The sequence below is a fragment of the Rufibacter aurantiacus genome (assembly GCF_017916345.1).
Taxonomy (GTDB): domain Bacteria; phylum Bacteroidota; class Bacteroidia; order Cytophagales; family Hymenobacteraceae; genus Nibribacter; species Nibribacter roseolus.
This window is the reverse complement of record NZ_JAFMSV010000002.1, coordinates 1,115,819-1,128,247: the sequence shown is the minus strand read 5'-3', so window position 1 is coordinate 1,128,247 and position 12,429 is coordinate 1,115,819. Positions and strand designations below refer to the sequence as shown.

12 protein-coding genes are annotated in these 12,429 nt (G+C 50.3%); 11 read left to right on the top strand and 1 reads right to left on the bottom strand.

Annotated elements, in window-relative coordinates:
- Positions 1 to 69: 69 nt before the first annotated feature.
- Complete coding sequence (locus J3P34_RS09800) at positions 70 to 975, bottom strand: helix-turn-helix transcriptional regulator (protein WP_210488235.1); 906 nt, start codon at positions 973 to 975, stop codon at positions 70 to 72.
- 134 nt (positions 976 to 1,109) lie between these two features.
- Here J3P34_RS09800 and mutM point away from each other — a divergent pair, with 134 nt between their 5' ends.
- From mutM to asnB, 11 genes are all read left to right on the top strand, one after another.
- The gene (gene mutM, locus J3P34_RS09795; RefSeq protein ID WP_210488233.1) at positions 1,110 to 1,925 is read left to right on the top strand and encodes a DNA-formamidopyrimidine glycosylase; all 816 of its coding nucleotides are present in this window, start codon (positions 1,110 to 1,112) and stop codon (positions 1,923 to 1,925) included.
- A gap of 174 nt (positions 1,926 to 2,099) precedes the next feature.
- Positions 2,100 to 2,759: a DUF3885 domain-containing protein gene (locus tag J3P34_RS09790; RefSeq protein ID WP_210488231.1), complete on the top strand. Its 660-nt coding sequence runs from the start codon at positions 2,100 to 2,102 to the stop codon at positions 2,757 to 2,759.
- Positions 2,760 to 3,198: 439 nt separating this feature from the next.
- Complete coding sequence (locus J3P34_RS09785; RefSeq protein WP_210488229.1) at positions 3,199 to 3,960, top strand: arylamine N-acetyltransferase family protein; 762 nt, start codon at positions 3,199 to 3,201, stop codon at positions 3,958 to 3,960.
- Positions 3,961 to 4,053: 93 nt separating this feature from the next.
- Entirely contained in the window at positions 4,054 to 5,331 is a 1,278-nt protein-coding gene (locus tag J3P34_RS09780; RefSeq protein ID WP_210488228.1) for a DUF1080 domain-containing protein, read from the top strand.
- Between the two features lie 203 nt (positions 5,332 to 5,534).
- On the top strand, positions 5,535 to 7,031 hold the full coding sequence (locus J3P34_RS09775; RefSeq protein ID WP_246853646.1) for an amidase family protein: 1,497 nt from the start codon (positions 5,535 to 5,537) through the stop codon (positions 7,029 to 7,031).
- Between the two features lie 115 nt (positions 7,032 to 7,146).
- Positions 7,147 to 7,590 (top strand): DUF1572 family protein, encoded by a 444-nt coding sequence (locus J3P34_RS09770; protein ID WP_210488223.1) that lies wholly within the window; start codon positions 7,147 to 7,149, stop codon positions 7,588 to 7,590.
- 156 nt (positions 7,591 to 7,746) lie between these two features.
- Positions 7,747 to 8,451 carry a hypothetical protein gene (locus tag J3P34_RS09765; RefSeq protein ID WP_246853645.1) on the top strand — a complete coding sequence of 235 codons (705 nt, stop codon included), beginning with the start codon at positions 7,747 to 7,749 and terminating at the stop codon, positions 8,449 to 8,451.
- A gap of 148 nt (positions 8,452 to 8,599) precedes the next feature.
- The gene (locus J3P34_RS09760) at positions 8,600 to 9,097 is read left to right on the top strand and encodes a DinB family protein (protein ID WP_210488219.1); all 498 of its coding nucleotides are present in this window, start codon (positions 8,600 to 8,602) and stop codon (positions 9,095 to 9,097) included.
- Between the two features lie 85 nt (positions 9,098 to 9,182).
- Complete coding sequence (locus J3P34_RS09755; RefSeq protein ID WP_210488217.1) at positions 9,183 to 9,689, top strand: GNAT family N-acetyltransferase; 507 nt, start codon at positions 9,183 to 9,185, stop codon at positions 9,687 to 9,689.
- Between the two features lie 26 nt (positions 9,690 to 9,715).
- Positions 9,716 to 10,114, top strand: coding sequence for an ACT domain-containing protein (locus J3P34_RS09750; protein ID WP_210488215.1), 399 nt, complete (start codon positions 9,716 to 9,718; stop codon positions 10,112 to 10,114).
- 436 nt (positions 10,115 to 10,550) lie between these two features.
- Positions 10,551 to 12,233: an asparagine synthase B gene (gene asnB, locus J3P34_RS09745; RefSeq protein WP_210488214.1), complete on the top strand. Its 1,683-nt coding sequence runs from the start codon at positions 10,551 to 10,553 to the stop codon at positions 12,231 to 12,233.
- Positions 12,234 to 12,429 lie beyond the last annotated feature (196 nt).

The window sequence follows — 12,429 nt, the reverse complement described above, 5'->3', positions numbered from 1 at the left end:
TAAGCTGGAATAGGGTTTCCGCAAAGCTATGGTCAAGGTGCCGTCCGCAGGTATCGGCCGAAGGCCAGATTATGTCCCGGATGGTTCAGCGGTGAGTTTGCCTGGGGTGTGGCCGTACTGCTGCCGGAAAGCCTGCACAAAATGGGAAGCGCTTTCATAGCCCACTGCATCGGCTACCTCGCTTACGTTGGCGGTGGTGTGGCGCAGGAGGAAATGGGCGTGCTCCAGCCGACGCTGCCGCAGCCACTGTCCCGGGGCCATGCCGTACGTCTGCCGGCACGCTCTTTTGAGGCCAGAAAGGCTAAAACCGCCCATAAACGCCAGCTCCTCCAGGGTAACCGGCCGCAGGAAATTCTTCTCCAGAAGCTCGGTCAAAGAGGGGCGGGCCACCTCCTGCAGCTGCGCCAGAAAGTTTCTGAAAGCGGGTCCTGCGGTGTCATGCAGCCAGAGTTGCCACAGCAGTTCCTGCAATTTCAGGTGCAGCAGCGGCGCCGGCGCCAGGGACGGGTCTTTGAAGAACGGCATCAGGGTCTGCAGGTAAAGCGCCAGGGAAGAGTTCACCGGGAATGTGAAGCCCGCCCTTTGGGAAGGCTCTGCGGTTGATCCATGCAACGCCTGGGCCTGTTCCTGGGCAAACGTCTGCAAGAGGGAAGTAGGCAAGAAAAACAGCAGGCTTTCATACCGGTCATCCTGGCAGCGGCGCGAGGACATGAGGTAGGAGCCTTTCCTGATAACGCCCCCGGTGTCGGCCGGCATCACAAGATCACCTTGTGGGGTATGCACCTCTTTCTGGCCATGCAGCACCACCATAAACAGGTGATTATCCAGTTGCACCTGGGTCTGCACCGAGTCCTGGAACCGGCGGTATTCCACCAGCGTGGCTTCCTGCGCAGACCAGGCCACCCGCTCCGGCAGCTGCGCGAAGAACGAAGGAATAGCGATGCGGGAAGGCGGTGCCGATAGCAGGGTAGACATACAAGTCACAGTTCTGGGTACAGAACGAAAGTACACTTTTTGCGCAACAATGTACAGGTGCTGCGGGTTGTAGAACAGGCGCTGTTTTTAACTTTATTCTGAGAAAACAGGCCCTGAACGTAAAACGCTTTCCCATGCCCGAGTTACCCGAGGTAGAGACCTATCGCCGATTCATTGATGAGACCAGCCTGTTCCAGCCCATTGCCGAGGTGGAGGTGCAGGACCCCAAGCGGCAACTGCAGGTAGACCTGGATGATTTCAGGAGGGCGCTGCGCGGAAACCAGTTCACCCAGACGGCCCGCATCGGCAAGCAGCTGTTCCTGGAAACCGCCCGAGGCCCCATCGTGACCATGCACTTCGGGATGACCGGCGATGTGGCTTACTACAAAGATGAGGCAGATACCCCGCGCTTTGCCCGGGCCATTTTCCATTTTGAGAACGGCTTTAAGTTCGCTTTCCTGGACTCCCGCAAGTTCGGTCGGCTGGGGCTCACCCAAAGCGTTGCAGCCTTCCGGCTCCAGAAGAAACTGGGTCCCGATGCGCTTACCCTCTCCACCGAGGAACTGACCCAGGGCCTGGCCAAGAAGAAATCAGCGATCAAGCCGCTGCTGCTGGACCAGCGCATTGCGCCCGGCGTAGGCAACTGGATTGCCGATGAGGTGCTGTTTCAGGCCCAACTGGAACCAGAGCGCCCCGCCGATTCCCTGCAGCCCGCCGAGATTAACCGTCTGGCCGCCTCCATCAGGGAAGTGCTGGAAACCGCCATCGCCGCCGAGGCCATTTACCGTGATTTCCCCTCGCATTACCTTATCCACGCCCGCGAATGGGACGAAGCGCCCGCTTCCCCAACCAAAGACGCCCACCTCCACTGCCCCCGCTGCAAAACGCTCATCCAGAAGAAGTACGTGGGCGGCCGCGCAACCTACTTTTGCCCCAATTGCCAGGTGTAGCGCAGGCGTAATTTCAGGTTGGTAACGTCTGTTGACCGGAGTGGTGGTTTGGTCAACAATGTATTTCAATTTCTGTCTATATTGGCTTGTCACCAGGTAGTCTCGCTATAGCGCTGATAGGTTGGATGACGTAGTTAACCAGTAATTATTTATAGCCCATCTATAAAATCTAGATTGACACTCAAACAAGAATATAGACAGTTCCTCAAAGAGAACTTCCCAGGTTTGAAGATTAAAGCACCTTTGTTTTTCAACTGGGAAAACGTTTTGAGGTTTGACCTTCAGGTGGGTAAAACGAACACTGACGAATACTTTCAGGAGGTGGAGAAACGAGCGACTGCCTTATTTGAGGCAGCTTTCAAGCCCGAAGACAAAATTTACCTTGTTCTTCAGGAGCGCACGGGCAAACGCGGAAAAATAAGGTTCACAAATTACAGCTTCAAGCAAATCAAAGGTCTTACAGAGGAAGAAGTGACGTACTTCAAAGTCCACAGGCTATATGAACCAGCCGACAAGACGGATATATGGAATGTTGCAGTTACCAAACTCAAAACTGATAGGGTAAACTATCACAAAATCTTAGCAGCTATTAGTGTTATGGATTTCCCTTCCAGACAACCTAGGTTGGATTGCAGGGGATTTCTCACGCATAAGGAAATATTCTTCCTTAACATTGACAGAAAGTTAATCTACTATATGTATGATGACCGTGGGTTGGATATTGTGGCGAAGGACAAGGAAACCCTTATGCCAATATACCATAGATTCAATGATTGGATTTTGGAATGTAACCGTGCGCAAATTGATGACGCAATAAAAGGGGACGGGCAATAATATGGTCGATGACCTTACCCGCCTCCTGTAGGAGGGTGTTGGTATATAAATGATAATGATAACAGAAGAACCTATAAAGAAGAGAATTCTCTTTGTTTGCACTATCAATAGAATGCGAAGTGCGACTGCTCATAAGGTTTATGAGGCTGACCTAAGGTTTGAAGTTAAATCCGCGGGAACAGATTCTAGTGCTTCAGTTATACTAACGAAGGATTTGCTAGATTGGGCTGATGCGGTGGTAGTGATGGAATAGCACCATCGAAACATAATTCGAAAGAAATTCCCAGACATTTACCTGCAGAAGACAATAGTTTGCTTATACATTTCTGATGATTATGATTTCATGCAACCTGAACTGATTCAATTGCTTAAGATTAAGTTTGAAGATGTATACAAAAGAGGATTACTACAATAAGTAACTTCTTAAAAATCAAATGGAATGAACATTCAGTTATATCTAGATAGGATAAATTTCAAAGGTCAGGTTTCGGTAAGCAAAGAGGTGCTTTTTGAGCTTCAGGCAGCTCATTTGCTGAGTGTGCCTTTTGAGAATCTGGATATTCACTATAACCAAAAGATAACGTTAGATACAGACGCCATTTACAAAAAGATAGTGCTCAATCGCAGAGGTGGGTTTTGCTATGAATTGAATGGGCTGTTTTATCAGCTTCTCAAGGGCATAGGCTTTGATGCCCGTATGGTATCTGGCAGGGTGCACATCAAAGACGAGAATTACGGGGCAGAATATGACCATATGGCTATTGTGGTTGGTGTAGACGGAAAGGAATACCTGGTGGATGTAGGCTTCGGGAAGTTTTCCTACAAACCCTTGGAAATATCACTAGGCGTAAACCTGCAGGATGAGTTCGGGTTATTCAAGTTTGACAAGGCCCACGATGATTACCTGAGAATAAATTTTTTCAAAGGCGGAAGCTGGGTTCCGCAGTATTTATTTGATCTAAAAGGAAGAGGGTTCCAGAAGTTTGGGGGAATGTGTGAGTTCCATCAGACAAGCAAAGAATCTCATTTCACCCAAAAGAAAGTTATTTCCATAATTACCAAAAACGGCCGGAAAACGCTCAGCAATAATCAACTCAAGATTACCGACGGTGACACCGAAAGTATAATGGAGTTTGAGGAAGAACTATTCGAGTCCAAACTCAAAGAATATTTTGATATTGAATTAAAAAGCAGTCGCTAACAAGGGGAAACCGTAAGTTCTGGCCGACGGCCTAGTATGCTGTTTACACGAGACCGTTATCAGATTTTTTAGTTTCTAGTTAAATAAAAGTTCATGAAGAATACATTCGGGCTGCTGAGCCTACTTGCCCTAGCTATTCTGGCTTTCAAACCTGCTGATGATAAAACCGTTTCCAGCCTCACTGAAGAAAATGGCTGGGTGGAACTTATCAATGGGAAAGATTTAACCGGATGGAAAGCCACCGAGAACCCTGCTACCTGGTCAGTAACGGACGGCCTTTTCCAGGCCGACGGAAAACGTTCCCATCTGTTTTATGAAGGAGAACACCTGAAAGACGGTTTCAAAAATTTTGAACTGGAAGTGCAGGTGAAAACTTTCAAGCTGGCTAATACTGGCATCTATTTTCATACCAAATACCAGGAAACAGGCTGGCCTAGTAGCGGCCTGGAAATACAGGTAAACAATACCCATATTGGAGAAGGGGACTATGTAGAACTCAAAAAAACGGCCAGCCTTTACGGGGTGCGGAATTTATACAAAACATTTGGCCAGGATGGGGAATGGATGACGATAAAAGCCCGGGTAGAAAGCAACCGTGTGCAGGTTTGGCTCAATGGCATGAAAACGGTTGACTACCTGCAGCCCGAGAAAACATTTAAGACCGTTCCACGACTTGGAAAAGGAACGTTCTGTCTGCAGGGGCACGATACCTTGAGCAAAATGCAGTACAAAAGTTTTAGGGTACGCCGCTTGCCAGATGATGCCCGTTCAAACGCGGTTGCTCCTGTTCTGGGTGCCTGGCATGACAGCCTCGTAGTGCTGCAGGGCCGTCAATTTGCTTTTATTGATTTAAATCCAAAAACTGCCTTATCAGCGAAAGAACTTACGGACTACCTATATACCACGGGCATCAATGTTTCCATGGTAAAAAGCCCTGCCTCTGTTAAAGAACTTGCAACAGCTAAAAATCTTCCCCTTTTTACCGGTATAAAAGTGAATGCTACAAACCAGGCAATGGCCAAGGCATCAGCCGCGGACTATATTGTTGGTGAAAGCACTGATGTAAAGACGGCACAGGCATTGCTGAAAGGAAAGAAAATCAATATCTGGTCTCACAAGGGCAGAGCCCTGAACAGCCCTATGGCCGCAGAACTGTTGGACTTGGCAAAGCAAAACAACATTGCCATTGAGATTGACAATATAAGCAAAAGCCCGTCGGTGGAGATCATAAAGATGGCAAAGGCCAAAGGCTGTAAATTCACATTCGCAGGACTTGTACCCGCTTCAAACATGCAAAAATCAATGTATGTGGTGAAGGTTCTCAAAGAGGCGAATCTTACTTATAAAGACCTTTACATTCCCAAATGGTAGCACTTTCAGACAGGGCTTGATTCACCTGCTGGCTTTATGGTGCTTCAAAGCTATGCTGTGGACTAAAAACCAACGACATGATGGCGTAAACGCCATGCTGCATTACCGGCTGTCATTCATTTAAATTAGCACTTATGCGACTTTACTTCTCCAGGGTTCTTAGCATCTTCTTTTTATTGATTCTGTTTAGTGCCTGTACCCGAATGGGTAAGACAGGAGCCGAAGTAGGCGGGCAATTCAACGTGGAGGAAGCGACGATTGCCGATATCCACACGGCTTTCAAAAAAGGCACCTGTTCCTGTGAGCAACTGGTGACCACCTACCTGCAGCGGATAGAAAAGTACGACCAGCCTACCAAACTAAACGCCATTGTACTCACCAACCCCAAGGCGCTCCAACTGGCCCGGGACCTGGATGCAGAATACCGGCAAACGAAGAAACTGCGGCCGCTGCACTGCATTCCGCTCATTGTGAAAGACAATTTCAATACCAAGGGCCTGCAAACCGCCGCAGGCTCGCTGGCGATGAAAGGCTTTGAGCCGGAGACCGATGCCTACCAGGTACGGGTGTTGCAGGAGGCTGGCGCGTTGGTGCTGGCCAAATCCAACATGGCCGAATGGGCCTTCAGTCCCATGGTCTCCATCAGTTCCATCGCCGGCGAGACGCTGAACCCCTACAACCTGGGGCATGTGCCGGCCGGGTCCAGTGGTGGTACGGCCGCGGCCGTGGCGGCTAACCTGGGCTCCGTGGGTTTGGGTTCCGATACCGGCAACTCCATTCGCGGCCCTTCTTCGCACAATGCCCTGGTAGGCTTCCGGTCCACCTTGGGACTTACCAGCCGCGCAGGCATCGCACCGCTTTATTTGCGCAACGACGTGGGCGGCCCCATGGCCCGGACGGTAGAAGACGCTACCCGGATACTGGAGGTAATTGCGGGTTACGACCCCGTTGACCCTTTAACCAAACACAGCCAGGGCAAGGTGCCGGCCAACTACCGGCAGTTCCTTGATAAAAACGGGTTAAAAGGTGCCCGGATAGGCGTACTGCGGGTACTGAGTGACAAAGATCCCGATCCGCAGGTAAAGGCGCTGTTTGAAAAAGCTATTGCGGACCTCAAACGCCTGGGTGCCGAAATCGTGGATCCTTTTGAAGTCCCTAATTTTGCGGAGGTAAGCGAGGACCAATGGTGTTCCGTTTTCCAGCATGATATAAACCAGTACCTGGCTTCTCTGGGACCCAAGGCGCCGGTGAAAAATTTGCAGGAAGTGGCGGCATCGGGCAAGTATTCGGCCTACATTAAAGAAAACTTAGAGTACGAACTGAGCCAGAAGACCGCACCGGCTCCTGATGCCACCACCTGCGGCGATGCTTACCATGATACCCGCCGCATCGCTTTCCGGGAAGCCGTGACCGGGGCCATGAAAAAGTATCGGCTGGATGCAATCATTTACCCCACCTGGAACCACCCTCCTGCCAAAGTGGGCGATTTCAAGGGCTACAAAGGCGACAACAGCCAGATCATTGCGCCGCACACGGGCTTACCTGCCTTTACGGTGCCCATGGGTTACACTTATGACAACCTACCTGCCGGCCTGCAGTTTCTGGGCGATATGTATGCAGAACCCACACTGATCAAGCTCACCTATTCTTATGAGCAGGGCACAAAGCACCGCAAGCCGCCGGTGCGGTTTAGTGAATAGTCAATAGCCTGTGGGGTATTATTCATAAAAATGCCACAGCCAATTACAGGTAAACAGCCTTCTTGGCCACTGCCTAGTTGCGGCTGATTTCAATTAAATGTTAAAAGTTGACCCGATGATAGCCGAATTGCATAAGCTTTATTCCCGCGACCTTGACAGGTTGAAGGCAGAGATGGAAGCATTCCAGTTAGAGAGCAATCTTTGGAAGACAAAAGGAGAAGTAAAGAATTCTGCCGGTAATTTATGCTTGCATCTAAATGGTAACTTAAGGACCTATATTGGAAAGAACATAGGTAATAATGACTATGTGAGAAACCGCGACGCTGAATTTAGCTTAAAGGATGTCCCCAAACGGGGATTATTAGCGCAAACTGAGGAAACGAAAACCATTGTTTTGAGCACCTTGAGCCAAATGAGGGCAGAAGACCTAGAAGCACCTCACAAGGAAGAGGCCTTGGGGTATCCTATGTCTAATGGATTTTTCCTCATGCATTTGCTCGCGCACCTGTCTTACCATTTAGGGCAGATCAACTACCTGAGGCGAGTATTGGAAGAATAGCCGAAGCCCACCATACCTGTGCGGTAACACCGTCATTGCATAGCCTAAACCTTGAAGTCCCTACCAAAGATGAAAAGGATCCACTTATTTGAATTTGAAGACTTTCCATGGTTCCCCAATGGGCTCAGGGTTAGTTTAACCAGGCTGATGGTGGTGATGCACAGATTGCTAGGCACCCATAAAGACTTAGTTGAATTGGTGAACAAAGTCATGGCCTATGCGCCCAAGCCCGCCATCATAGATTTATGCTCGGGCAGCGGAGGGTCTATGCTAGCGGTGGCGGAGACTTTGAGGGCAGAATATAGGCTGCAGGATCTAACCCTGACCTTGACAGACCTGTACCCCAACAAAGAATTAGCGCACCAAATCAACACCCGCGGCAGCTCTGGTGTCGCCTATGTAACCAAACCCATAGATGCCGCCAATGTGCCCCCTAATCTGGTTGGGTTGAGAACCATGGTGTGCAGTTTTCACCATATGCCGCCGGGCACGGCAAGAAACATCCTGGTCAATGCCAAAGAAAGGAAACAGCCCATCTGCATCTATGAAATAAGCGACAACAGTTTCCCCATCTCGTTGTGGTGGGTAGCCTTGCCTTTGAATTTCATTGTGGCCTTTTTCATTACCCCCTTAGTAAGGCCTTTGACCTGGCAGCAGATAATCTTTACGTACCTGCTGCCCATTATTCCCTTTTTCTTCGCCTGGGACGGTGCCGTGTCTAACGCCCGGACCTATACCCTGAATGATCTGGATGTACTGCTGGAAGGCCTGGGGGCAGATGATTACAGGTGGGAGAAAGGGATCATCGGCGGCAAGGCCAAAAAAATGTATTTACTTGGTTTCCCGATGGCAAATCAATAGGGTTCCGGTTTCTGCCAAAGCTCCCACCTTAGCCAAGCCGTTGGAATGGAGATATGACCAATCCTGGTGCCAAGGCTGAACTGAAAAGAAGTTGCCACCTAAGTATTTTCTGCCTATTTTCTGTAAACTTCAATAAAACCCCAAGCCCATGAATCTACCACAGCAATTGGCCCGGCACCTGAGAGAAGTGCATTTCGGGGAGAACTGGACAGACGTCACCATAAGGGAACATGTTTCTGATATAACCTGGCAGCAGGCTACAACCAAAATCTCTTCCCTCAACACCATCGCGGCCCTGGTATACCATATCAATTACTATGTGAAAGCGGTATTGCGGGTATTAAGGGATGAACCCCTCAACGCCAAAGATGCCAACAGTTTCAACCATCCGGCTGTTGACTCACCGGAAGCCTGGGAAAAGCTGCTGCAAGAGTCTTGGACCGATGCCGAAGACCTGGCCCAATTAGTGGAGCAGTTGCCGGAAAGCAAACTAGGGGAAACCTTTGTGGAGGAGAAATACGGCAGCTACTACCGCAACATCCAGGGGGTGATTGAGCATGCCCATTACCATTTAGGTCAGATAGTGCTGCTCAAAAAGCTGTTGTCCCAGCCCGCCGAGGCGAGTGTAACGCAAAGTGTCCATTGAATTGCTCTCTGCCAAAAGCAGCATTAGCCCTGTTCCTCAACCCGTAGCGAGCCGGCGAGTAGCGTTTCCATTTTAACTCCGTTTTATGAAAATCCTCCTGGAAACAGAAAGACTAAGGCTGCGTGAGTTCACGTTCCAAGACACGGCTTTTATCATCACCCTCATGAACAGTCCCGGGTGGCTGCAGTTCATAGGCGACCGAAACATCAAGACCCAGGAGCAAGCCAAGTTCTACCTGCAACACGGCCCCCTGAAAAGCTACTTGCAGTATGGGTACGGTTTGTCTTTGGTAGAGCGCAAAGAAGACGGCCAGCCCATTGGCATGTGCGGCCTGGTGAACCGGGATGGCTTACCGCACCCCGATCTGGGCTTCGCTTTTCTCCCTGATTTCAGCGGACAGGGCTATGCCTATGAAATGGCCAGCGCCGTGGTGAAAGACGCCAGTACCCGCCTGCAAATCCCAACTATCCTGGCCATCACCGCCCCAGATAACGCAAGATCCATCCGGCTACTGGAGAAAGTAGGGCTGAAACTACAGAAGACCACCCGCTTGCCCAACAGCCAGGAAGACCTGCTGCTATTCAGTAATTAATTCATTCCCATCAATCCAAAGAGCAGATGACCGGCGAAACAGATTTAGCCACCATGCTGAGGACCTTAGAGCCCAAACTGAACCCCGGTGATTACGTCTTCTGCGTGGTGCAAGACCCGGCAAAGATAGACCTCACCCAGGCGCTCATGACCTTCCGGGAAGCCGAAGGCCTCACCGTGATCCTCAGAAAAGACCTCGCGGATGCGTTGCAACTTGCCTATTCGTTTACCGCAGCCTGGATCACCCTAACAGTCCATTCCTCGCTGGCGGCAGTAGGCTTAACGGCGGCTTTCTCCCAAGCCCTTTCAGAAAAGGGGATAAGCTGCAACGTAGTAGCCGCCTTTTACCACGACCACATTTTTGTGGACAAACAGCACGCCCAGGCCGCCATGGATGCTCTGAAGGACCTCTCCAAAAAAGCATAAGCCCCGCTTCCCGACTACAGCCATCAGGGTTTCACCAGCGCTAGCTACGCTTAGATGCTTCCCTCAAGGGGAGATACACGTTTGAAGCGTAATTACATTTAGCTAGTGGAATCAATTGGCTTCCGAGTGTATATCTATGGTAATGATTTACGCCTGTTTATAGAAAATCAGGCTATAAACTGGAAGTGGTCCCTGCGCAGAAAGGAAAGCCTGCATGAACATGACCCAAGTTTCCGCTAAGCCTTATCATTCTCTCATTCTCTCATTCATTCTCCCAAACTAACAACCATTCTGCCGTTGTAATGCAATCTATACACCTGTAGAGGTTTGGTGATGTGTAATTTTTAATGTTTGTTCATTTTTTTTGAAACTATTTATGGTGTTTTGAGTTTTTACCTTAATATTTGATAATCGTTAATTAAAAGATGTAAGTATCGTGTGTGGAATTGTTTGTGCTTTCGATTTAAAAGAGTCATCTGAGGCGTTGCGGCCGCAGATTTTGGAAATGGCGAAGTGTATCCGGCACCGTGGACCGGATTGGAGCGGGATCTACAGCAATGAGAATGCGATCCTGGCGCATGAGCGGTTGGCCATCGTGGATCCTATCTCGGGGAAACAGCCTTTGTTCAGCCAGGACGGAAAACTGGTGCTGGCCGCCAACGGCGAGATCTATAACCACCTGCAACTGCGCGAAAAGCTCACCATCCCTTATAATTTCCAGACCAAGTCTGACTGCGAGGTCATTCTGGCGCTTTACAAAGAGAAAGGCACGCAGTTCCTGGATGACCTCAACGGTATCTTCGGCTTTGCCATCTATGATATTGAGAACAACGAGTACCTCATCGCCCGTGACCACATGGGCATTATCCCGCTGTACATAGGTTGGGACCAGAACGGTACTTTCTACGTGGCCTCTGAGCTGAAGGCCCTGGAGGGCAAGTGCGCCAAGATTGAGCTGTTCCCGCCGGGCCATTACCTGTCCAGCAAAGAAGAGGGCTACCAGAAATGGTACGATCGCGACTGGATGGAGTACAAGAACGTGGCCGAGAACGAAACCAACATCCAGGCTCTGCGCGAGGCCCTGGAAGCCGCCGTGCACCGCCAACTCATGAGCGATGTGCCCTACGGCGTGCTCCTTTCCGGCGGACTGGATTCTTCCATCACCTCAGCCATTGCCAAGAAATACTCAGAAAGACGGGTGGAAACCAACGACCAGGAAGCCGCCTGGTGGCCTCAACTGCACTCCTTCGCCATCGGTTTGGAAGGCTCCCCGGATTTGGCCGCCGCGCAGAAAGTAGCAGATCACCTGGGCACGATCCACCACGAAATCAAGTTCACCATCCAGGAAGGGATTGACGCCATCAAAGACGTGATTTACCACCTGGAGACCTATGACGTAACCACCGTGCGGGCCTCTACGCCCATGTACCTCATGGCCCGCGCCATCAAAGCCATGGGCATTAAGATGGTGCTCTCCGGCGAGGGCGCCGATGAGATCTTCGGGGGATACCTGTACTTCCACAAAGCGCCTAACGCCAAGGCTTTCCACGAAGAGAACGTGCGCAAGCTGGAGAAACTGCACATGTATGACTGCCTGCGCGCAAACAAATCGCTGGCCTCCTGGGGCATTGAGGGCCGCGTGCCGTTCCTGGACAAAGAATTCATGGACGTAGCCATGCGTATCAATCCGCAGGACAAAATGATCAACGGCGAACGAATGGAGAAATGGGTGCTTCGCAAAGCGTTTGAAGATTACCTGCCCGCCAGTGTGGCCTGGCGCCAGAAAGAGCAGTTCTCAGACGGCGTAGGCTACAACTGGATTGATACCCTCAAGGAAATGGTTAACGCCAAAGTGAGCGATGAGCAACTAGCCAATGCCCGTTTCCGGTTCCCCATCCAGACGCCATCGTCCAAAGAGGAGTACTATTACCGGTCTATCTTCTCCAAGCACTTCCCCAGCGATGCCGCCGCGCTATCAGTACCATCTGTGCCATCCGTGGCCTGCAGCACGCCTGTCGCGTTGGAGTGGGATGCCTCCTTCAAAAACCTGAATGACCCATCGGGCAGAGCCGTGGCCAACGTCCACGCCAAGGCTTACCAACAGGAAGTCTTGCAATAAGCTTCTAGGCCCGAAGCCATAAAACAGAACCGCCACCTGTTGTGAAAACAGGCGGCGGTTCTGTTTTTATACCGAATGCGAATAGGGCCTGTTTTTCGAAAATCCCCTCCAAAACAAGAGCTCCCCCAAAGCCGTTTTAAATCTGATTTCTGTAAAACGGCCCGAAAACAACCAGGCATCTCAACGAAAGGTGGAG